This is a genomic window from Nocardia inohanensis NBRC 100128, assembly GCF_001612945.1.
GTDB lineage: Bacteria > Actinomycetota > Actinomycetes > Mycobacteriales > Mycobacteriaceae > Nocardia > Nocardia inohanensis.
On record NZ_BDBK01000014.1, the window covers coordinates 1 to 21,640 of the forward strand.

18 protein-coding genes are annotated in these 21,640 nt (G+C 68.8%); 8 read left to right on the forward strand and 10 right to left on the reverse strand.

The genetic code is table 11. The features are described from left to right. Window positions 1-113 precede the first annotated feature (113 nt). On the forward strand, window positions 114-1,022 hold the full coding sequence (locus NI1_RS25700; RefSeq protein ID WP_067825594.1) for a LysR family transcriptional regulator: 909 nt from the start codon (window positions 114-116) through the stop codon (window positions 1,020-1,022). Between the two features lie 77 nt (window positions 1,023-1,099). Beyond that, a complete protein-coding gene (locus NI1_RS25705) occupies window positions 1,100-2,086 on the forward strand; it encodes an LLM class F420-dependent oxidoreductase (protein WP_067825596.1) in 987 nt (328 codons plus the stop codon). A gap of 63 nt (window positions 2,087-2,149) precedes the next feature. Here NI1_RS25705 and NI1_RS37445 read toward each other — a convergent pair whose 3' ends face one another. The 6 genes from NI1_RS37445 to NI1_RS25735 form a co-directional block, all read right to left on the reverse strand. Then, entirely contained in the window at window positions 2,150-4,195 is a 2,046-nt protein-coding gene (locus tag NI1_RS37445) for a MinD/ParA family ATP-binding protein (protein WP_157535349.1), read from the reverse strand. A 235-nt stretch (window positions 4,196-4,430) separates the two neighbouring features. Then, on the reverse strand, window positions 4,431-6,230 hold the full coding sequence (leuA, locus tag NI1_RS25715; RefSeq protein ID WP_067825598.1) for a 2-isopropylmalate synthase: 1,800 nt from the start codon (window positions 6,228-6,230) through the stop codon (window positions 4,431-4,433). Window positions 6,231-6,430: 200 nt separating this feature from the next. Next, a complete protein-coding gene (locus NI1_RS25720; protein WP_067825600.1) occupies window positions 6,431-7,414 on the reverse strand; it encodes a zinc-binding metallopeptidase family protein in 984 nt (327 codons plus the stop codon). Window positions 7,415-7,420: 6 nt separating this feature from the next. Next, a complete protein-coding gene (locus NI1_RS25725; protein ID WP_067825602.1) occupies window positions 7,421-8,293 on the reverse strand; it encodes a transglutaminase family protein in 873 nt (290 codons plus the stop codon). 52 nt (window positions 8,294-8,345) lie between these two features. After that, window positions 8,346-11,354 carry a circularly permuted type 2 ATP-grasp protein gene (locus NI1_RS25730; protein WP_245663400.1) on the reverse strand — a complete coding sequence of 1,003 codons (3,009 nt, stop codon included), beginning with the start codon at window positions 11,352-11,354 and terminating at the stop codon, window positions 8,346-8,348. 21 nt (window positions 11,355-11,375) lie between these two features. Next, window positions 11,376-14,858: a transglutaminase family protein gene (locus NI1_RS25735; protein WP_067825990.1), complete on the reverse strand. Its 3,483-nt coding sequence runs from the start codon at window positions 14,856-14,858 to the stop codon at window positions 11,376-11,378. A gap of 168 nt (window positions 14,859-15,026) precedes the next feature. Here NI1_RS25735 and NI1_RS25740 point away from each other — a divergent pair, with 168 nt between their 5' ends. The 3 genes from NI1_RS25740 (at window position 15,027) to NI1_RS25750 (ending at window position 16,254) form a co-directional block, all read left to right on the forward strand. Next, window positions 15,027-15,251, forward strand: coding sequence for a hypothetical protein (locus NI1_RS25740; protein WP_067825604.1), 225 nt, complete (start codon window positions 15,027-15,029; stop codon window positions 15,249-15,251). 16 nt (window positions 15,252-15,267) lie between these two features. Then, window positions 15,268-15,909, forward strand: a complete 642-nt coding sequence (locus NI1_RS25745; RefSeq protein ID WP_067825606.1) for a hypothetical protein — start codon at window positions 15,268-15,270, stop codon at window positions 15,907-15,909. 153 nt (window positions 15,910-16,062) lie between these two features. Then, window positions 16,063-16,254 carry a hypothetical protein gene (locus NI1_RS25750; RefSeq protein ID WP_157535350.1) on the forward strand — a complete coding sequence of 64 codons (192 nt, stop codon included), beginning with the start codon at window positions 16,063-16,065 and terminating at the stop codon, window positions 16,252-16,254. Between the two features lie 122 nt (window positions 16,255-16,376). Here NI1_RS25750 and recR read toward each other — a convergent pair whose 3' ends face one another. Both recR and NI1_RS25760 read right to left on the reverse strand, forming a co-directional pair. After that, window positions 16,377-16,985, reverse strand: a complete 609-nt coding sequence (recR, locus tag NI1_RS25755) for a recombination mediator RecR (protein ID WP_067825610.1) — start codon at window positions 16,983-16,985, stop codon at window positions 16,377-16,379. A 15-nt stretch (window positions 16,986-17,000) separates the two neighbouring features. After that, window positions 17,001-17,333 (reverse strand): YbaB/EbfC family nucleoid-associated protein, encoded by a 333-nt coding sequence (locus tag NI1_RS25760; RefSeq protein ID WP_067825612.1) that lies wholly within the window; start codon window positions 17,331-17,333, stop codon window positions 17,001-17,003. Window positions 17,334-17,494: 161 nt separating this feature from the next. Between NI1_RS25760 and NI1_RS25765 the strand changes: the two genes are divergently transcribed. Together NI1_RS25765 and NI1_RS25770 are read left to right on the forward strand one after the other, a co-directional pair. Then, a complete protein-coding gene (locus NI1_RS25765; RefSeq protein WP_067825614.1) occupies window positions 17,495-18,313 on the forward strand; it encodes a MerR family transcriptional regulator in 819 nt (272 codons plus the stop codon). 15 nt (window positions 18,314-18,328) lie between these two features. After that, window positions 18,329-18,679: a VOC family protein gene (locus NI1_RS25770; RefSeq protein ID WP_067825616.1), complete on the forward strand. Its 351-nt coding sequence runs from the start codon at window positions 18,329-18,331 to the stop codon at window positions 18,677-18,679. 17 nt (window positions 18,680-18,696) lie between these two features. On the opposite strand, the gene NI1_RS25775 is transcribed toward NI1_RS25770, so the two are convergent. Then, complete coding sequence (locus NI1_RS25775; RefSeq protein WP_067825991.1) at window positions 18,697-19,131, reverse strand: SRPBCC family protein; 435 nt, start codon at window positions 19,129-19,131, stop codon at window positions 18,697-18,699. Window positions 19,132-19,327: 196 nt separating this feature from the next. Between NI1_RS25775 and NI1_RS25780 the strand changes: the two genes are divergently transcribed. Further along, entirely contained in the window at window positions 19,328-20,242 is a 915-nt protein-coding gene (locus NI1_RS25780; protein ID WP_067825618.1) for a hypothetical protein, read from the forward strand. Here NI1_RS25780 and NI1_RS25785 read toward each other — a convergent pair. Then, window positions 20,239-21,525 carry an ArsB/NhaD family transporter gene (locus NI1_RS25785; protein WP_084523689.1) on the reverse strand — a complete coding sequence of 429 codons (1,287 nt, stop codon included), beginning with the start codon at window positions 21,523-21,525 and terminating at the stop codon, window positions 20,239-20,241. The two genes, NI1_RS25780 and NI1_RS25785, sit on opposite strands and share 4 nt — an antisense overlap. Window positions 21,526-21,640 lie beyond the last annotated feature (115 nt).

Consider the following 21,640-nt stretch of genomic DNA (forward strand, 5'->3'; position numbering starts at 1 on the left):
GCGGCAGCGGCAGCGGCAGCGGCAGCGGCAGCGGCAGCGGCAGCGGCAGCGGCAGCGGCAGCGGCAGCGGCAGCGGCAGCGGCAGCGGGGAGCTTCGGGCGGCCGCACCGACCATGTCAATCGAAAGATTGCGCGTCTTGAGGGAATTGGCGGATCGCGGGACGGTCGCGGCGGTGGCCGAGGCGCTGGCGATGACGCCCTCGGCGGTCTCGCAGCAGTTGAAGGTGCTCGCGCGCGAGGCCGGGGTGCCGCTGCTGGAGCCGGATGGGCGGCGAGTGCGGTTGACCGACGCGGGCCGGGCGCTCGTGGTGCGCGCGGATGAAGTGCTGGCGGCCATGGACCGGGCGGCCGCCGAGATGGCGTCGTATCGGGGTTCACCGCGCGGGCAGGTGCGGGTGGCGTTGTTCCCGTCCGGCGCGACATTGCTGCTCCCGCACGTTTTGGCCGAATTGGCAAGCAGCGGAGTGGAAGTGGTGGCCGCTGACGAGGACGTGCCGCCCTCCGAGGTCCCCCGCCTGCTCGCCGACTACGACGTGGTCCTGACGCACCGCGACGAGCGGGCGCCGTCGATCGGCGGAGCACGGGTGGCCTCGCGGGTGCTGATGCGCGAACCCATCGATGTCGTTGTGGCACCGGATCATCGGCTGGCGCGCAATGGCGCGGTGGTTCCCGCCGAGCTCGCCGACGAGACCTGGGTCAGCGTCCGCAGCGGTTTCCCCGTCGACGACGTGCTGCGCTCCATCGCCACCGTCACCGGGGTGCAGCCGCGAATCGTGCAGCGCCTCAACGAATTCAGCGTGATCGAAGCCCTGGTCGCCTCCGGCTACGGCGTCGCCCTCATGCCCCGCTACGCCGTCCGCCACCCCGACCTGGTGGTGCTCCGCCTCGCGGGCGTGCGCGCCGCCCGCCTCTACGATCTGGCCACCCGCCCGCACGCCGAGAATCGGCCGGCGGTGGCCACCGTCATCGCCGCTTTCCAAGCCGCCGCCCGCCGGGCTACCGGCGCGAAACTGCCCGGCTGACGACCGGACACGCCGGGCGGGCGGCGGCCGGGCGCAGGTCTTGACTTGGAGTGCACTCCAGGTCATACCGTGGCGCTATGAGCATTCGCCTCGGATATCAGATGCCCAATTTCTCCTACGGAGTGGCGCCGGTAGACCTGTTCCCGGCGGTTGTCGCGCAGGCTCGGGAGGCCGAAGCAGCGGGGTTCGATGCCGCGTTCGTGATGGATCACTTCTATCAGCTGCCGCTGCTGGGTGCGCCGGATGAGCCGATGCTGGAGGCGTATACGGCGCTGGCCGGGTTGGCGGCTGCCACCGAGCGGATTCAATTGTCCGCCTTGGTGACCGGCAATACGTATCGGAATCCGGCACTGACCGCCAAGACGGTGACCACACTGGATGTGGTGAGCCGGGGCCGGGCCGTGCTGGGGATCGGGGCGGGGTGGTTCGAGCTCGAGCATCAGGCGTACGGGTTCGAGTTCGGGACGTTCACCGAGCGCTTCGAGCGGCTGGAAGAGGCGCTGCGGATCATTCAGCCGATGCTGCGCGGGGAGCACTCCACCCTCGACGGCAAGTGGTATCACACCCGGGATGCGATGAACGAGCCTCGGGTGCGCGACGATCTGCCGATTCTGCTCGGCGGCGGCGGAGAGAAGAAGACGTTCGCGCTGGCGGCGCGGTTCGCCGACCATCTGAACATCATCTGCAACCCCTCCGAACTGCCGCGCAAGATCGATGCCCTGCATGCCCGGCTCGACGAGGCCGGCCGGGATCGCGAGACCCTGGAGACCAGTTTCCTGGCGTTCGTGATCGTGGACGAGGACGGCGATCAGGCACGCAAGAAGCAGGCGGAGCTGCTCGCCCGGGCGGGCATCGACCTGTCGGCGTTGTCGGCGGAGGAGCTGCGGCAGACGCCCGCGGATCGCCAATTCGTCGGCACGCCCGACGACGTCGCCGAGCAGTTGCGATCGCGGGTGCTGGATCAAGGTATCGACGGGCTCATCGTCAACCTGATCACCAATGGTCACGAACCCGGCGTGGTGGAGCTGGCGGGCCGCACCCTCGCCCCGCTCGTCCGAGGCTGACCCGGAAGCCGAAAACGCCCCGCGGTCGTAATGACCACGGGGCGTTGGCTTTTCACTGCGGAGCTAGCGCGGCTGCTGCGGATAGCCCTGCTGGGCAGCGTGATAGCCGAAATCGTCGGCCACCATGGCCGCCAGTTCCAGCAGTGCGCGCCGGGTCGGCTTGGAGACCAGCTCCAGGTCGATCTCCGCGCCCTCGGCGAGATGGTCGTCGAACGGGACGACCTGCACCGCCCGGGTGCGATCCAGGAACAGCTTGCGCAGCTGATCCAGATCCACCGTGGACGATCCCTTACGAGAAGCGTTGACCACCACCACGGTTCGCTCCACCAGCTTGTGGTAGCCGTGATGATCCAGCCAGTCCAGGGTGGCCGAGGCACTGCGCGCGCCGTCGATGGCCGGCGAGGTCACCAGCACCAGCGAGCTGGCCATATCGAGCACACCGGCCATGGCCGAATGCATGAGCCCGGTACCGCAGTCGGTCAGGATGATGTTGTAGAACTGCTGCAAGATGCCGATGGCCTTGCGGTAGTCGGCCTCGCTGAACGCCTCCGAAACCGCCGGATCCTGTTCACTCGCAAGCACTTCCAGACGGCTGGGCGCCTGCGAGGTGTGCGCGCGCACATCCGAGTACCGGCTGATGTGGTTGTCCTCGAGCAGGTTTCGCACCGTGGAGCGCGTCTGCCGGGGCACGCGATGCGCGAGCGTCCCGAGGTCCGGGTTGGCGTCGATGGCGATGACCCGGTCACCGCGCAGCGAAGAGAACGTGGAGCCGAGACCGACCGTGGTGGTGGTCTTGCCGACGCCGCCCTTCAACGACAAAATCGCGATCCGATAGTCCCCGCGCACCGGCTGATTCACCCGATCGGCCAGCTGCGAATGCACCACGTCGGCCGGCGACTCACCCGGATTGATGGACCCGCCGGACATCTTGTGCACGGCCCGCCGCCAGCCGCTGCGCGGGGCACGGCGCGCCCGCTTCAGCAGGTTCAGGTCGTTGACCGAATGTCCGGGCGGCGGATTCTGCCCGTACCCCGGCTGCTGCTGCCCGAATCCCGGCTGTCCCTGGTTGTTCCAGCCCGGCGGGAATCCCGGCTGCTGCTGCGGCTGCGGTTGCGCGGGCGGCGGCGACCAGCTGTAGATCGGCCCGCCCGGCTGCTCCCCGGACGGCGCGAACTGGCCCGGCTGCCCCGGCGCGCCGAATTGTGCCTGCGGACCGGTGTTTTCGGGCCCGCCCTGGAACTGCCCCGGACCGCCGGGCTGCTGACCACCGGACTGACCCGGCTGACCACCGGGATGACCCTGCTGCCCCGGCCCGCCCTGCTGACCCGCGTCGGCGGGCTGCTCGGGGAACACCCGCCGCACCATGCCGTCACTGCCGATCTCCTGGCGGATCTCGCCGTAGGGCGTCTCCTGCCGGATCTCACCGTAAGAACCGCCCGGAGCCTGGAAGGCCCCCGGCGCACCGGAATTCGGCGGCGGCGCGAACTGCCCGGCATCCGGCGGCGGATACGCCCCGGTCGGGAACCCCGGCTGCGGCGCACCCGGGAAGGGTCCGTTCGGACCCGCGGCGAACGGCCCGTCGCCCGGTCCACCCGCGAACGGTCCCGGCCCGCCGTACGGCCCGGCCTGCGGGAACGGCCCACCGGTCGGTGCGAACGGATTCGGGCCATCCGGCCCACCGTTACCGTTAGGTCCTTGCGGCGCAAAAGGATTCGGTCCCTCACCCGGACCACCGGGCCCACCGGCAAAGGGATTCGGTCCCTCGCCCGGCCCGTTGGAGCCCGGCGCGAAGGGATTGGGCAGATCGCCCGGCCCGTACCCTGGTACGAACGGCCCCGGCCCATCACCCTGCGGCCCGGTGAACGGCCCCGGCTGCCCGGACCCGGCACCGAACGCCGGCACCCCGTCACCCGGCACCTGCTCGATGGAATCCGGCACCGGCGGGAAGAACCCCGCCGGCTGCTCCTCGGATTCATCGGCGGCGTCCGCGGGCTCCGGTTTCACGGCGGTCTCGGCGTCGTCCTGCGCCTTCGCAGCCGACACAATGTCTTCGGCGTCCTCGATCGCCTCGCTGGGCTTCGAGTCCGACTTCTGATCCTTCGTGGTCACGTGTCCCCCATCTGCTCGACAGCTCGAACAGAGAGCTAGGCGGCGCTATTGCGACCCAACGCTAGCATTACGAGCCGCTCCGCCTCTCCGCGACTTCTGCGCGCAGCCGGGTGCCGTTGCCGGAAACCGATGCGGCCAACGGTTGGGTGCCGACCTGATTTCGGTCGTCCCCGGCGAGTTACCCGAGACTTCCGAAATCAGTCGGCACCTTGCAATCGGCTGTGCCCGTAACGGACTACTTGCGCGCCGCGCGGTTGACGGCGGAGACCACGGCCCGCAGCGACGCGGTGGTGATGGAGGTGGCGATGCCGACGCCCCAGGTCACCTTGTCGCCAACGGCTACCTCCACGTAGGACGCGGCCTGCGCGTCGTCGCCCGCCGACATGGCGTGCTCGGAGTAATCCAGGATCCGCACGTCGTATCCGATGGTCGACAGCGCGTCCACGAATGCCGCCAGCGGGCCGTTGCCCTCGCCCGCGATGGCCTGCTCGACGCCGTCCACCTTCACGACCGCTTCGATATGGTCCACGCCGCCATCGGTTTCCGAGGCGGTGACCTTCTGGCGAATGCGCTCCAGCGGCCGGATCGGGGTCAGGTACTCGTCGGCGAAGACATCCCACATCTCCTTCGGCGTGACCTCACCGCCCTCACCGTCGGTGATGCGCTGGATGGCCTGCGAGAACTCGATCTGCAACCGGCGCGGCAGCACCAGCCCGTGATCGGTCTTCATGATGTAGGCGACGCCGCCCTTGCCGGACTGCGAGTTCACCCGGATGACGGCCTCGTAGGTGCGGCCGACATCCTTCGGGTCGATGGGCAGGTACGGAACCTCCCAGGTGATGTCGTCGACATCGGAGCCCGCCGCGTCGGCGGTGGCCTTCATCGCGTCCAGGCCCTTGTTGATGGCGTCCTGGTGCGAGCCGGAGAAGGCGGTGTACACCAGGTCGCCGCCGTACGGGTGACGCTCGGCCACCGGCAGCTGGTTGCAGTATTCGACCGTGCGGCGGATCTCGTCGATGTTCGAGAAGTCGATCTGCGGATCCACGCCACGGGAGAACATGTTCATGCCCAGCGTCACCAGGCAGACATTGCCGGTGCGCTCGCCGTTGCCGAACAGGCAGCCCTCGATGCGATCCGCGCCGGCCTGGTAACCCAGTTCCGCGGCGGCCACGGCGGTGCCGCGGTCATTGTGCGGGTGCAGCGACAGCACGATGGAGTCGCGGCGCTCCAGGTTCCGGTGCATCCACTCGATGGAGTCGGCGTACACGTTCGGCGTCGCCATCTCGACGGTCGCCGGCAGGTTGATGATCAGCGGCTTCTGCGGGGTCGGCGCGATGATCGCCGAGACCGCGTCGCACACCTCCTTGGCGTACTCCAGCTCGGTGCCCGTATAGGACTCCGGCGAGTACTCGTAACGCCAGTTGGTGTCGGGATGCTGCTGCTCGATCTCCAGGCACAGCTTCGCGGCATCGGTGGCGATCTTCTTCACCGCGTCGCGTTCGGCGCGGAAGACCACGCGGCGTTGCAGGATCGAGGTCGAGTTGTAGAAGTGCACGATCACGTTCGGCGCGCCGGCACATGCTTCGAAGGTGCGCTCGATCAGTTCGGGCCGGCACTGCACCAGCACCTGAATGGTCACATCGTCCGGAATCGCACCGTCTTCGATGATCTCGCGCACGAAGTCGAAGTCGGTCTGCGAGGCGGACGGGAAGCCGACCTCGATCTCCTTGTAGCCCATGCGCACCAGCAGGTCGAACATGCGGCGCTTGCGGGCCGGGCTCATCGGGTCGATCAGCGCCTGATTGCCGTCGCGCAAATCCACGGCACACCAGGACGGCGCGCGGTCGATGATCTTGTCCGGCCAGGTGCGGTCCGGCAGCTCGATGGGCTGGACCTCTTCGGCGTAGGGCCGGTACCGGAAGACCGGCATGGAGGAGTTCTTCTGCTTGTTCCACGCGGGCTGGTCGGCGGGCGCGGGCTTGCTCGGCGCGGTGATGGTGCGCGAGCCGGAAACGAAAGCATCAGCGGGTGACATGGCGATTCTCTCCGAGGGTGTGACTGGATCCCAGTAAGTGGGGTAGACCGGCACCGCAAAGCCCCGCGACAGGAGCCGGTCCGTATCAGACCCCGTCGCGGCGGCCGAGGAGAAGTGCCCGCTGCATGATGATCGAGAGTTTACAGGGCCGCGATAGGAGCCCGGAAGTCAGGGAGGCGGGGGCCACAGTTCCGAGTGTGTCATCCATGGGCGGCGGTCGCGCAGAGTTCGTGGATGAACCGCATTTTGTCCAGCACGGGGTCGGCCAGGACGAAAGGATATAAGTCGGGATGGCCCATCGAGCGGTTCATCATATTGAGCGCCCAAGCCAGCGGCAGCCAGAGTTCGATGATGCGATCGAAGCCGGCGCGGCCGTGCTGCGGGCGGTCCAGGGTGGCGCCGGCGGGGGCGAAGCCGAACGCGGCGGCGGTGTCGAGGGTGTCGCGGATGTGCAGATAGTGGGCGAAGGTCTCGGCCCAGTCCTCGGCGGGATGCATGGTGGCGTACGAGGAGACGTAATGGTCGCCCCAGCCGGGCGGCGCGCCCTCGGAGTAGTGGCGGTCGAGGGCTTCCCGATAGTCGGCGAAGGGGTCGCCGAACAGTTCGCGGTAGCGGGTCAGCGCCTCGTCGTCGACCAGGACCGTGAAGTAGTAGTGGCCGATCTCGTGCCGGAAATGCCCGAGCAGGGTGCGGTAGGGCTCGGCCATCTCGACGCGGAGTTGTTCGCGGTGCACATCGTCGCCCTCGGCCAGGTCCAGCGTGATGACGCCGTTGTGGTGACCGGTGACGACGGGCTCGGCGCCGCTGGCGAGCAGATCGAAGGCGAGGCCGTGCTCCGGATCGGCGGCGCGGCCGGTGAGCGGCAGGCCGAGTTCAGTGAGCTCGAGCAGCAGGCGGCGTTTGGCGGCCTCGGCCTCGGCGAAGGCGGGCAGCCATTTGTCGTCCTGATCGGCGGGGCGGGTGCGGGTGAGCGCGCAGGATTCGCAGAGCGCCGCCGGGGAGTCGACGGGGATCAGCCAGTTGCATTGCGCCACATACTGGTTGGCGCAGTGCCGGAATTCGCCGTCCAGCACCACCACCGCGCGGGCGGCGAGCTGGAAACCGAGCGGGCTGCCGCAATTGAGGCAGAGGGTGTTCTCGAAGTCCAACTGCTGGCCGCATTCGGGGCAACTGAAATCGCGCATGCTGGGCTATACCTCGATCGGGGCGACATCAACCGAGACCGTGATGGTGGATTCCTTGGCGTCGGTGTAGATGATGCCGCGCAGGGGCGGGACGTCGGCGTAGTCGCGGCCCCAGGCGACGGTGACGTAGCGTTCGTCGGCGAATTGGTCGTTGGTGGGGTCGAATCCGATCCAGGCGCCGTCCGCCGCACCGGGCAGCCAGACCGCGGCCCAGGCGTGGGTGGCGTCCAGGCCGACCAGGCGTTCCTTGCCGGGCGGCGGGTCGGTGGCGAGATAGCCGGAGACGTAGCGGGCGGCCAGCCCCCGCGAGCGCAGACAGGCGATGGCGAGGCGGGCGAAGTCCTGGCAGACGCCCGCGCGGGCCGCGAAGACATCGGCGACGCGGGTGCTGACATTGGTGGAGCCGGACTCGTAGGTGAAATCGGTGTGGATGCGGGTGGTGAGTTCGGCGACGCCCGACAGCAGGGGGCGGCCCGGCGGGAAGGATGCGGCGGCGTAGGCGGCGACCTCGGGGATGATTTCGGGTGGAGTCAGGTCGAGGGTGAATTCGGCTGCGAGGGGGCCGTTCCCGATATCGGGGCGCGCCTGTTCCCAGGGGAGGTCGGGGGGCGACGGGGGCGGACGGTCGACGTCGAGGAGGGAGGTGCCGGTGACCTCGAGGCGTTCGTGTTCGGCGGTGACGTGGAAGTAGAGGGTGGTGTTGCCGTACACATCCGATCCCACCGACCGGTCGGACGGCACCGGGTCGATGCTCACCTCGTGGGCGAGCAACCGCTGCCCCGGGAACTCGCGCGGCGTCAGATACGCCCGGCCGTAGGAGCTGGTGACCGCGTCGGAGTAGTCGTAGACGGTGCGATGCAGGATTCGATACCGTCGCATGCTCACGCCGCCTTCCGGGTTCGCGCCCCGACGGGTCTTGCGCGTCGCGCGCTCATCCGATCACCCGCGTCGTACCCCAGAGCGGCTGGATCTCGTGCGGCACCGAAAGCCGTGTGGTCTCGAAGGATTCGGAGAGCTTGCGCAGCCGCAGGTGCACGCCGTCCAGCAGTTCGGCCAGCTCGGTGCGATGGCCGCCGGCGTCGGTGTTCTCCAGATCGGCCGGATCGATCCGGCGCAGCATGCGCTGAGCATCGGTCAACAGCCGTTGCGGGCGGGAGGCTCCGCTAGCGGCCGGGAGCGCCAGGAAATCGGCTTCCAGACGCTCCAATTGATAGGCGAGCGAGCGTGGATTGCTCGCGTCGAACAGCAGCAGGCTCGCCAGCGCCGAGACGCGCATCGAATCCCGGTGCCGCCGCCGGTAACTCACCGAGGAGACGGTCGCCTGCAATACCGCGTCGATCACCACCCGGCTCACCGGGGCCGGATACGCCTCGGTCAGCGCCGAGGTCAGCAGCGAGGTGAGCGCCAGCGCCCGCTCCAGCCGCCGTCCGATATCCATGACGTACCAACCCGTATCGCGCACCATGGTCTCGGCATCGATCCCCTGGAGCGAGAGCAGCGCCGACAACACCCGCGAATGCACCGCGGCCAGCGCCGCACCGCGATCCCCCAGCGCCGCCCGGTACTCGGCCAGCGCCCGATCGACCGCGCCGAGGATCACCCAGGTATCCGGAGACAGCTGATCCCGCACGGCCCGAGCCGATTTCGCATACCGCTCCACCGCGAAGGCCAGCGACCCGGGCAGTTCCCGATCCACCGACAACGCCACCAGGAAATCGTGCTCCCGCCGCGAGGCCCCCGGCAAGGCGATCGGTACGGTCGGCTCGTCCGAATATTCGCGCCGCCGACCCGGTTTCCGCGCCGCGCGCTCGAACCGGTCGGCCCCGCCCGCACCCTCCGGGCCCACCGGATCCGCGCCGGAACCGCCGGAACCCTGCCATTGCAGCTGACCGAACCCGGATTGTGACTGTCCCACAACGGTATTCGACGACTCGCCCGCCTCCGAGCGACCAATGGTCGCCGGATCGTCCGCCGACCACGCCGCGCCCGGCGGAGTGCGGGCCGGGCCCGGTGGGGTGGCGGCGGCCCGGGACGATGATGCTGGATCGTGCCGGGCCGAGCTCTCCGTATCTGATGGGATTCGCTCGGCGGCAAGCCGTTTCGGGGCGGGCGGGGTGGTGCCGGTGGCTCGGGCGAGGGCCGCGATCAGGATGGGCATCGCTTCCGCGCCCTCCATCCACGGGCGGTAGCGGTAGTCCTGGTAGCGGTCGTGGGTGGCGGTGAGCAGGCGGACGGTGGCCTCGGCGCGTTCGCAATAGCGGCCCAGCCAGAACAGGTCGTTGAGCACGCGGGGGGAGCTGACGACCTCCAGCGCGGGGACGCGGGCGGGGCGGAGGCGTTCCTCCGGGACCTCGACGGCCGGGACGGGCGTGGGGGTGGCGCTGACCCAGATGTCCTTGGCGGCGGCTTCGCCGATCATGCCGTCCGGGCCGACGCGCTGGTGGAGCTGACCGAGTCCGCCCGCCATGACGCGGTATCCGATGCGTCCGGCGAGGGAGAACAGGCGGGTCGCGACCGGGGCCGCGGCGAGTTCGCCGGTGGCGGTGACGGCGGGGGCGACGGAGAAGCGGGCGGGCTCCTGGCCCACCCATTTCCAGCCTTCGGCGGTGATGCGGGACCGCCATTCGGCGCGTTGGGTTTCGGTGAGGAGGGGACCGAAAACGGTGGTGTCGTCGATGGCCGAGCGCAGGATCAGGCGGTGCAGGTTGGCGGCGAGGTGGGCGCGTTCGACATCGTCGCCGCCCCAATAGGTTTGCACGCCCGGGAGTTTCAGTTCTTCGTCGAGCAAAGCGCGGGACAGCCGGGGCAGGAACGCGGCCAGGGCGGGGCTCTCCAGCAGTCCGCTGCCGAGGGTATTGACCACGGTGACCGCGCCGCGGCGCAGCACCTCGACCAGTCCGACCACGCCCAAACGGGAATCCGGGCGCAGGTCCAGGGGATCGGAGAATTCGGCGTCGACGCGGCGCAGCACCACGTCGACCTGTTTCAGGGTGCCGAGCGAACGCATCCACAGGCGGCCGTCGCGAACCACCAGATCGGCGCTCTCCACCAGCGGGAATCCCAGCACCGAGGCCAAATACGCTTGGTCGAAAGCGGTTTCCGAGTGCACGCCGGGGCTCAGCACCACCACCACCGGTTCCTCGTCGGCGGCGCGCGGAGCGGCTTCGATCAGCATCAGCCGCATGGCGCGCACGAAGGGATTGAGCGGGCGCGGGCTGGCGAGTTCGAAGGCTTCGGGGATGGCGGCCGAGACCACGCGGCGGTCGGCGAGCGCGTAACCGATACCGGAGGGTGCTTGCGCCCAATCGGCGAGGACGCGGAAACCGCCGTCGCTCCAGCGGCTGATATCGCAGGCGTGCAGGAACAACTGCTGCCGTCCGGGCAGTGGAATCCCGTGTGCCGCACGCACATACCCGCTGTGCGCGAAGACGATCCGCGGCGGCAGCAGCCCGCGCGCCAGGGTGTGCCGGGGTCCGTACACATCGGCGAGGATGGCGTCGAGCAGCCGGGAGCGTTGCACCACACCGGCTTCCAGCCCGGTCCAGTCGGTATCGGAGACCAGCAGCGGAATCGGGTCGAGCCGCCACGGCGCCGGGGGCGCGGTCTCCTCGGTCTCCTTGAGCTCGGTGTAGGTGATGCCGTCGTCCTCGATGAGCCGCCGCACCCGCCCGTCTATCCGATGCAGGCCCGCACGCCCCTGATCGAGGAAGTCGGCGGAGAGATCGGCCCACAGTGGACGCAGCCGCCCGTTCCCGTCCGCGAGTTCGTCCCAGTAGCCGCCGGTGGGTAGTCCACAGGCATCCAGACCGCCGGTATCGGCCGCTGCCGCACGGTATTTCGCGAGCGCCTCGCGGACTTCGCGCCGCTGCGTCAGGTCACTCCAGCGGTCCGGTCCGTCGGCCGTGGCGTCACCCGGTGGCGTCGTGTCGAGCACTGTCACCGCCTACCACTTCCCGAATGCCTATCGGTCGCGGGCCGCGCTCCACACGGTGCGCGCCCGGCGGAGGTCGAGGATTCCGGGAGCGCCGATGTCGGTGGCCTGTATAGCCATTTTGGCACGCAGATCGGCGATATCGACGGGCCCCGGCGTATGCCCGAACGGTTCGAAGAGCCGGTTGCGCCGAGATTGCGCCTCGACCGAATTCACCGGCGGCCCCGCATAGAAGAGACCGCCCGGATGCGAGACGTAGTACGTGCAGCCGCCGCGCGAGAGCCCGGATTCCAGATCCACCAGATCGAAGGTCAGCGGCGCGTCCACGGTGAGCGAGGGGTGCAGGGCGTTCGGCGGCTGCCAGGCCCGGTACCGGACCCCCGCGACCTGCACATCCGCCTTGTTGGTGGCCAGCAGCGGGACCGGGAAACCATTGCAGGTCACCGCGTACCGGCCGCGATCGGCGCCGACCACCCGCACTTGCAGGCGCTCCACCGACGAATCCACATAGCGGGCGGTACCGGTGGCGACGGTCTGCTCACCGAGGGTGTGCCAGGGTTCGATGGCCCCGCGCAGCTCCACTTCCATATCCCCGAGTACCACCGTGCCCAGGCGCGGAAAACGGAACTCGGCGAACGGCTCCAGCCAGCTGGTATCGAATTCGATACCGTGCGAACGCAGATCGGCCGCGACGTCGGCGATATCGGCGAGCACGTAGTGCGGCAGCAGGTAGCGTCCGTGCAGGTTCGCCCCGTGCCGGATCAGCGGCGCGGTGTAGGGCTGCTCCCAGAAGCGCAGCACCAGCGCTCGCACCAGCAGCGACTGCACCATCGCCATCCGGAAATGCGGCGGCATCTCGAACCCGCGCAGCTCCACCAGCCCGAGCCGCCCGCGCGCCGAATCCGGGCTGTACAGCTTGTCGATACAGAACTCGGCGCGATGGGTATTGCCGGTGATGTCGGTCAGCAGATGCCGCAGGGCGCGATCCACAGCCCACGGCGCGGAGGTGCGCTCCCCCGGACCCGATAGTCGCGCGATCTCCGCGAACGCGATCTCCAACTCGTACAGGGTTTCCGGCCGTCCCTCGTCGACGCGCGGCGCCTGCGAAGTCGGGCCGATGAACCGCCCGGAGAACAGATAGGACAGCGATGGATGCCGCTGCCAATAGGTCAGCATGGAGACCAGCAGGTCCGGCCGGCGCAGCAGGGGCGACCGCGCGGGTGTGGCCCCGCCCAGCGTGATGTGATTGCCACCGCCGGTCCCGCTGTTGCTCCCGTCCACGTCGAAGGATTCGGTCCCCAGCCGCGCCTCGCGCGCCTGCTCGTACAGCGTCTCCAGCAATCGCGCCTGCTCCGCGAAACTGGTTGTGGGCTGCACATTCACCTCGATCACCCCCGGGTCCGGCGTGATCGACAGCGACTGCAATCGCGCGTCCACCGGCGGCGCGTACCCCTCCAGCACCACCGGCTGCCCGACCGCCGCGGCGGCCTCCTCCACTCGCCGCACCAAATCGCAGAAGGCCCCGAATTCCTCGACCGGCGGCAGGAATACGAACAGCCGCCCGTCCCGAATCTCGGCCACCAGCGCGCTGATCGGCGCGCGATCCGCCGACTCCACCACCGCCGGCGGTTCCGCTTCGGCCAACGGAACCCGCGCCGCGAACGGATCCGCCTCCGGTCGCGCCGGCGGCGACCGCCAGGTCACCGACCCCAGCGGCAAGCGCAGTCCGGCCGGAGAATCCCCTTCGGTCAATACGATTCGCCCACGCCGCAACTGCCAGTCCGCGCTGGCCCACCCCGCCTCGTCCGCGCGCCGATACAGCGACAACACATACGCCGCCGGCTCGGCCACCGCGGTATCCAGCTCGTCCAGCAGAGCCTGCCGCGCCTCCCGCGAATCCTGCTCCGGCGTCAGATCATCGGTCCTGGCTACCGGTTCTCCTTCCGGCGCCCGCGACTTCGCGGCCAACCGCAGCAGCGCATCCTCGTATGCCGGGCGCACCTGACCGCGGGGCAGCCCGAGACCGGCGGCGATGTGCTCGACCAGGCGCAGCGCCGGAATCGACTGCGCACCAGTGTTTTCCTCGCGCGCCGCGACGGCGACGGGGCGGCTCGGCAGCACACCGGCCGGAGGGTGCGGGCAGACCTGGCCGTCGACGCCGTCCATGGACTGCGCCGGTTGCCGCACCGGACCGGCCACGGGCGCCGGCGTACTCGGCTTCTCGACCTCGGTTCGGGGCAGCCACGCGTCGGCGAGCAGGGCCGGATCGGTCCACAGGGGTTGGTTGTCGGTGCGCCAGAGCACGGCGACATCCCAGCGCGGGAGGGGTTCGCCGGGGTACCACTTGCCTTGGCGGTATTGGACTATGCCGGTGGGTGCGTAGATGGCACGCAGGCGGGCGGCCAGGTCGGCGGCGCGTTCGCGCTTGTGCGGGCCGTCGGCGGCGGTGGTCCATTCGGGGCTGGTCTGGTCGTCGACGGAGACGAAGGTGGGTTCGCCGCCGAGGGTGAGGCCGATATCGGCCGCGGCGGTGCGCGCGTCCACGGCGGCGCCGGTGGCGGTGATGCGCTGCCATTGGATCTCGCGGTAGGGCAGGGTGATTCGCGGATCCTCGTGGATGCGGCGGACGGAGTTGGAGAAGTCGAGGGTGGCTTTCACCGGGTCGGTGGCGCCGGTGATGGGGGCCGAGGAGGTCGGGTGCGGGGTGGCGGCGAGCGGAATGTGCCCTTCGCCGGCGAAGAGACCGGAGGTGGGGTCCAGACCGACCCAGCCCGCGCCGGGCAGATAGACCTCGGTCCAGGCGTGCAGATCGGTGAAGTCGGCGGGCGGACCGGAGGGACCGTCGAGCGAGGGGACGTCCTGGGCCAATTGGATGAGGTAACCGGAGACGAACCTGGCGGCCAAACCGAATTCGCGCAGAATCGACACCAGCAGCCAGGCGGAATCGCGGCACGATCCGAGCGCGGTGCGCAGAGTGTGGTCGGGAGTCTGCACCCCGGGTTCCATGCGAATGGTGTAGCCGACCTCGTGGCGCAAAGCCTGATTGACCGCGACCAGGAATTCGATACTGCGCGGATAGTCGTGCGGGGAGTGTGCGCGCACGAATTCGAGCACGGATTCACCGGGGCCGGAACCGGATTCGTATTCGTCCACGGGCCGCAGATAGACCTCCAGATCGGCGGCCAATTGCGCGCTGTAGGCGAACGGGAAATGCTCGGCGTAATCCTCGACGAAGAAGTCGAACGGGTTGATCACCTCCAGGTCCGCGATCAGCCCGACGTCCACCGAGAGTTCGCTCGCGGGCTCCTGGAACACCAGGCGCGCAAGGAAATTGCCGAACGCGTCCTGCTGCCAGTTCACGAAGTGGTCCGCGGGCGTCACCCGCATGGAATACGCCTCGATGGCGGTCCGGGTGTGCGGGGCCGGACGCAACCGCACCACGTGCGGATGGATGCGCACGGGGCGGTCGAAGGTATAGGTGGTGCGATGTTGCAGGGACACTTTGATGCCCATGAACAAGTTCACCATGTCGGCGGTGCCGCGGGCGCCCGATTCCGGTTAAGCGACCGGGAACCCGGACGCGCGACACGCGGGCGAGTTCCGGACAGTTCGGACGACACGCGGCGACCTCCCACAGTTGTCGGACCCGAGTGATTGACTCGTGGGGACAAGGAGGTTGGAATGAGCGTCCCCGAATGCTCGCTCTGCGCAGCGGACCTCGATCACTGTCACGGGACTCTGCTCGCGCACACCGACGGCGCACTGGAGTGCACCGAACCGGACTGCACCGACGGCGACCGGATCCGGCACCTGTTCATTACCGACTGTTCGGATATCGCCGGTGGCTGCCACTGCCTGGTCGTCGAGGAGTACATCCGGACCGGCCCGCAGACCCTCGCGGGCTGACAACTAGCCTGGCCGGGTGAGCTACGACCACGTACTGCTGCCCTCCGGCGCCGCCGTGACACCCGCCGAGGTGGACGAGTACCTGACCGCGCAGGACGGGAAACCCGCGGCCGCGGCGATCGCCGAGATCGCGGCCGAGTTGGACCAGCGCAATGGCGAACTGCCCGAAGTGGACGCGTTCCTGGGCGCGCCCGCGGTCGACGGGGCCATGGGCGAGGCGTTGTTCGTGTCGAGTCCGTACGACGCCATCGGGCATCTGCGCGGTGCGCTGTTCGAGCTGGCGACGCCGCGCGGGTACGCGGTCTACGATCCGCAGCTGGCCTGGTTGCTCGATCCGGCGGGGTCGGTGCCGCTCACCGTGAATCACGGTGGGGCCGGGGAGTTTCCCTATCTGACAAAGGAACTCGTCGAATTGTGGATTCCGGCGCTGGGTGCGCCCGGGCCGTATTTGATCGCCGAGCGGGCGGATCAGGATTACATCCAAACCTATCGGCACGAGGACGGCCGGTACGACCTGGAGTATCGGGCCGGGTCGGCGGAGCGGCATTTCGCGATCTCGCTGGGGGACGAGCGGCTGGTGTCGGAGCTCATCTGGGAATGGGCGACGGGTGCGCGGGAGCGGTTCGATTCGCTCGATTGGCAGCGCCTGACCTTCTGACGAATTTCCGGTCTCGGGCATAACGGACATATTTCTTTTCGAATCGATGGTGTCCGCTTGCAAGATTCGTGGGCGCAGGAACGCTAGCATTTCGCTTCGTTGTGCTGTGTGTTCCGGCTAGTTCTCGTAATCACTTCCGGCGAGGAGAGAACCATGAAGCTAGTCCCGAAGCTGAGCGGCCCGAGGCTACGTAAGAGCCTGGCCGTAGTAGCCGGCGTGGCAGCCACATTCGCCGTGGCCGTGGCGCTGCACGCCACCGGCGCGGGCGCCGACATCCCCCGCAACATGCAGCACATCCCGTGCCCGCAGCCGGCGGCGCTGCCCGCACCGCCGACCTGGACATAGCCGACTCTCGCAGGCTCTCAGGGGCTTCGCCCCTGAAACCCCGGCACTCCTGGAGGTGACCTCGGGGCTCGGGACCCAGCCCGCAGCCGGAGGTGACCTCAGCGGCTTTGTTTCGTCCGCGGCTAGAGGGTGCGGCGGCCGGACAAGGCGCGACCGAGGGTGAGTTCGTCCGCGAATTCCAGGTCGCCGCCCATCGGGAGACCCGAAGCCAGGCGAGTGACGCTCAAACCCGGGAAGTCGCGCAGCATACGGACCAGGTAGGTGGCGGTGGCCTCGCCCTCGGTATTGGGGTCGGTGGCGATGATGACCTCGGTGACGTCCACGCCGTCGTCCTGATTGCCGATGCGGGTGAGCAGCTCCCGGATGCGGAGCTGATCCGGGCCGATGCCGGACAACGGGTCCAAGGCGCCGCCGAGCACGTGGTACCGGCCGCGGAATTCGCGGGTGCGCTCGATGGCCTGCACGTCCTTGGGCTCCTCGACCACGCAGATCATGGTGCGGTCGCGGCGCGGGTCGGCGCAGATGCGGCAGAGTTCACCGTCGGAGACGGTGCCGCAGACCGAGCAGAAGCGCACGCCGTCGCGGACCTTCTGGAGCGCCGACTGGAGCCGGTCGATCTCCGGCGGTTCCACCGAGAGGAAGTGAAAAGCGATGCGCTGCGCGCTCTTCGGACCGATGCCGGGCAGCTTGCCGAGCTCGTCGATCAGATCCTGAACTGGCCCTTCGTACACCTGCGCCTTCCCTGTCTAGAAGCCGGGGAGAGCGCCGCCGCCGAGGCCGCCCGCGAGCGGGCCCAGGCGATCGGCCGCCACCTGCTGGGCGGTCTCCATGGCGTTGTTGATCGCGCCGATGATCAGGTCCTGGAGGGTGTCGACATCCTCGGGGTCCACGATCTTGGGGTCGATGGTCAGCGCCAGCACCTCGCCGGTGGCCTTGATCCGGGCCTTGACCAGGCCGCCGCCCGCTTCGCCCTCGACCTCGGCCTCGGCGATCTCCTGCTGCGCGGCCATGACGGCCTGCTGCATCTGAGCGGCCTGGGCCATCAACTGCTGGATATCGAACTCTCCACCGGGCTGCACGGCGATTCCTCTCTACGGGGGAAGTGATTGCCGCCCAGCCTAGTCGCGGAACGGAGCGACAGGTCCCGGCCCCCGCGGCGCAGGATCGGCGGTTTGGGCGTGGAAACCCCGAATCCCCGCTTTCTTGACTCTCCCCCGGTGGGAGGGTGTTCGCTGAAGGCATGACAGCAACGGTCCCGATCGGGGAGTTCTCCAAGCTCAGTCATCTGAGCGTGAAGGCGCTGCGGTACTACCACGAGATCGAGCTACTGGAGCCGGTGCGGATCGATCCGAGCTCCGGTTACCGCTTCTACTCGACGGATCAGGTGGATCAGGCCCATCTCATCCGGCGGCTGCGCGAGCTGAACATGCCGGTACCCGAGATCCGCGAGGTGCTCTCCGCGCCGGATCGGGCGAGCCGGGATGCCGCGCTGCGGACCCACCTGGAGCGCATGGAGGCCGAACTCCAGCGCACCCGCGATGCGGTGGCCTCGCTGCGCACCCTGCTGCTGCCGCCGACGGAGATCGATATCAAGGTCCAATATCGTTCCGTCGCAAGCTATCCCGCGCTGTCGGTCGCCGAAGTGGTGTTGCGGGAGGTGATCGGCGAATGGTGCGACGAGCAGTTCCCGCCGCTCTACATCGCGCTCGAGGGACTCGGCATCCAGCCCGCGGGTCCCGGCGGCGCGACCTACTCCCCCGAGTTCTTCGAGGAGGACAAGGGCGAGGTGGTGGCCTTCGTACCGATCGACCCGGCCGACCGGGAGCGCGCCGCGACGCTCGGCACCGTTGTCGATCTACCCGCCCGGCGGTTCGCGGTGGCCACCCATATCGGCCCGTTCACCGACTTCGACCTCACCTACGGCGCGCTGGGCACCTTCGTCGCCGAACACGACACCTCGCTGGCGGAACCCATTCGCGAGCTCTACCTAACCGGTCCGGGGGACGCCGTGCCGTCGGACTACATCACCGAAATCTGCTGGCCGGTCGGCCGGCTCTGAACAGGAAGCACCGTCATGACCGTGAAACTCGCCAACATCACCTTCGACTGCGCGAACGCCAACGAGCTGGCCGGGTTCTACGCCCAGCTGCTGGAGCTCGCCGTGGACCCGGGCGGCAACGAGCACTTCGCCACCGTCGGCCAGAGCGCGGGCCATTCGCCGACGCTCATGTTCATCCACGTCCCCGACAAGACGCCCGGCAAGAACGTCGTGCACCTGGACCTGACGGCGGACGATCAGCCCGCCGAGATCCAGCGGGCGATCGCGCTCGGTGCCAAGCACATCGCCGATTTCGACGAGTACGGCACCAAGTGGGCGACGCTCGCCGATCCCGAAGGGAACCTCTTCGACGTCGCCGCCGGCTGATCGCCGGGGCGGCGAGATCAGGCCAGTTCGCGCTTCAGGTTCTCGAGCACCTCGGCCTGGATCTTCTTCAGGCCGAGCGGCGCGAAGATGCCCTCGAAGATGCCGCCGATACCGCCGGCGCCCTTCCAGCTGGTGCGCACGGTGACCAGCGAGCCGCTGCCCGAGGGGGTGACGGTCCAGGTGGTGACCATGGAGGAGTTCGAATCCCGTTCCGTCACCATGGAATCGGTGACGGTGACGGTGGCGTGCACATTGCGGGAGCGCTTCTCGGTGGCTTGCAGCGTCCAGTCGGCGACGGTTCCCGCGCCCTTGCCGCCCTCGACCACCTTGTAGTCGCGGTAGTGCGAGGACAGGATGCGCGGCCGCACCGTCTCGTAATCCGCGAGAGCGTCCAGTGTCCGCTTCGGATCGGCCGTCACGACGATCGAACTGGAGGCGCTGACCTGTCCCACCATGTGCTCCTTACTGATTGCACGGATTGCCCGGCTGTTTCCCTGCTGCCGCCCGGTTATGCTACGCCCGATTCGGGCGCGGCCGGCTTCCCATGGGTATCCAGGACGAATGTCCAAGCCGGGCAATCCCTTCGGATTCGGGTTCCCGCCGAGGTAGCGGGCCTATCCTGGAGGGAGCCGACCGGGGGAGGCGCGTATGACGAAACGCATCGCGAAGTGGTTGCGCGCCAATCTGGACGGGGTCGTGGTGCTGGGCATCGCGCTCATCGCCGTGCTGATCCAATGCCTGGACACCTTCTCCGATGCGATTCCGGAGGACAAAGCCGCGGGTTTCGTCGGCGCCGCCACCCTCGCCGTGCTGGCGTTGCTGGCCACCATGCTCTTGCGTGACCGGCAGGAAATGGTGCGGGCCGTGCGCGATACCACCGCGGTGCGGCTGCTCTACGGCTCGGAGATCGGGCAGCAGCACGCCCTCGCCCGCCGCGACACCGACCAATGGGTTTGCAAGGGCGGCACCGGTTCCTACCTGCGGGCGGTCACCCTGCCGATGCTGCTGGAGAAGGCGCGGCGGGAACAGCGGACCCTCCGGGTGCAGATCGAGATCCTCGACCCCAACGATGTGCCGCTGTGCCAGGCCGACGCCCAGTACCGGACCTCGCTGCAACCGCAGGGCGCGGCGGGGCGGCCGTGGACCACCGAACGGATTCGCAGGCAGTGTTTCGCGACGGTGCTGGCGGCCTATTGGCACGCGCGGCTGTCGGAGTTCCTCACCATCGATCTGGCGGTCTCCTCGGGCACCACCACCTTTCGCTGGGATCTGTCGGCCAGCGGGGTCATCATGACCCAGCGGAACCCGACCACCCCCGCACTGTTCTTCGAGCGCGGCAAACCGCACTACCAGGACTTCACCCGGGAATTGGCGGTGAGTTTCCGCCAGGCGCGCCAGATTCCGCTGGGCTACCGCGGCGATCTGACACCGCCCGCCGAACCCAGCCTGGAGCAGGTGCGCAGATTGTTCGTACAGCTCGCGCTGCCGCTGCCGACGTCCTACACCGACCGCGATGTGGATGAGATCGTGCGCTACGCACTGCGTCCGGAGAATCCGTTCTAGCCGGTGAGCAGCAGTCCGGCCACCGCCGCGCCGGTCGCGGTGACCGCGAGCACCACGCCCGTCAGCACGAACTTCCGCATGGGGATCCGGACCGCGTGGGTGCGGCAGAACTCCAGGCACAACAGCGTCGCCAGCGAGGCCCACGGGGTGATCACCGGGCCGGCGTTGGTGCCGATCAGCAAGGCCAGCAATTGGTTTCGCTCACCCGCCGGGATCACCGCTTCCCCCGCGGTGTAGGCGGGCAGGTTGTTCACCAGGTTGGACAGCCCCGCCCCCGCGGCCGCCGCACGGAACGCCCCGCCTGCGCCGGAATCGTCGCCGATCAGCCCGTGCATCAGATCGGACAAACCGAAGCGGCTCAAGGTGGGGACGACCAGAAACAGACCGGTCACGAAAACCAGGAGCTGCCAAGGGATCAGCGACCAGCGCAGCGCGGAGCGATCGAACAGCGCGAACGCCAGAATCGCGATGACCGCGGCGGCGGTGGCCGCCAAGCCGATGCTGTCGCCGACGAACGGGATCGCCAGCACGAACAGCACGCACGCACCGGCGGTCGTGTACATGAGGGTGCGCTCGCGCCCGTCCGCCGGGCGCACCGGCTGCGGCACCACGTACCGTTCCGCCCCGCGCTCGGTCCGCCGCCAGTACCACCACCACAGGCAGACCATGGTGACCAGCACCGAAAACAGCTGGGGCAGCCACATTCTGGCCGCGAACCCGGTGGCGTCCAGCGCGACCCGGTCGGCGGCGAGCAGGTTGGTGAGGTTCGAGACCGGTAACAGCAGGCTCGCGGTATTGGCCAGCCAGAGGGTGGTCATGGCCAGCGGCACCGGGGCGATCCGCGCCGGGATCGCCAGCGCCAGCATGACCGGGGTGAGCAGCACCGCGGTGGTGTCGAGATTCAGCACGGTGGTCGTGGTGGCCGCGAACAGCACGCACAGCAGGAACAGCGCCACGTAGTTCCCGCCGGCGATGATGGCCAGCCGATGCGCGATCACATCGAAGACCCGTGCGCGCCTGGTCAGCTCGGCCAGCACGATCACGCTGCCCAGGAACAGCAGCAAGGGCGCGATCCGGCGCATATTGGCGGCCGCTTCCGCCCGCGGCAGCAGTCCGGTAGCGACACAGAGCAATCCGGCCAGCAGCAGGGCGATGCGGATACCGTCCAGCAGACTCAGCCGTTCGCGCAGGTCGGCCACCCGATTGCGGAGGACCGCGGGGAGCCGCTTGCGGGCATGCGCGGGCGCGGGTTCAGGCCCGGGGGCCGGTGGATCCGATTCCATCCGTCCTCGCACTGTTACCGCGCGATTCTCCCTACGCGCGCCTAGTCCACGATCGTGTCCTGTCCGATCCTATTCAGTTGCCCCCGATAAGTATTCCGCAGAGTAATACTGGTGC

Coding starts and splice junctions, on each gene's coding strand:
- NI1_RS25700 (WP_067825594.1), top strand. CDS start 114: ATGTCAATCGAAAGATTGCGCGTCTTGAGGGAATTGGCGGATCGCGGG.
- NI1_RS25705 (WP_067825596.1), top strand. CDS start 1,100: ATGAGCATTCGCCTCGGATATCAGATGCCCAATTTCTCCTACGGAGTG.
- leuA (WP_067825598.1), bottom strand. CDS start 6,230: ATGTCACCCGCTGATGCTTTCGTTTCCGGCTCGCGCACCATCACCGCG.
- NI1_RS25720 (WP_067825600.1), bottom strand. CDS start 7,414: ATGCGCGATTTCAGTTGCCCCGAATGCGGCCAGCAGTTGGACTTCGAG.
- NI1_RS25725 (WP_067825602.1), bottom strand. CDS start 8,293: ATGCGACGGTATCGAATCCTGCATCGCACCGTCTACGACTACTCCGAC.
- NI1_RS25735 (WP_067825990.1), bottom strand. CDS start 14,858: ATGGGCATCAAAGTGTCCCTGCAACATCGCACCACCTATACCTTCGAC.
- NI1_RS25740 (WP_067825604.1), top strand. CDS start 15,027: ATGAGCGTCCCCGAATGCTCGCTCTGCGCAGCGGACCTCGATCACTGT.
- NI1_RS25750 (WP_157535350.1), top strand. CDS start 16,063: ATGAAGCTAGTCCCGAAGCTGAGCGGCCCGAGGCTACGTAAGAGCCTG.
- NI1_RS25765 (WP_067825614.1), top strand. CDS start 17,495: ATGACAGCAACGGTCCCGATCGGGGAGTTCTCCAAGCTCAGTCATCTG.
- NI1_RS25770 (WP_067825616.1), top strand. CDS start 18,329: ATGACCGTGAAACTCGCCAACATCACCTTCGACTGCGCGAACGCCAAC.
- NI1_RS25780 (WP_067825618.1), top strand. CDS start 19,328: ATGACGAAACGCATCGCGAAGTGGTTGCGCGCCAATCTGGACGGGGTC.
- NI1_RS25785 (WP_084523689.1), bottom strand. CDS start 21,525: ATGGAATCGGATCCACCGGCCCCCGGGCCTGAACCCGCGCCCGCGCAT.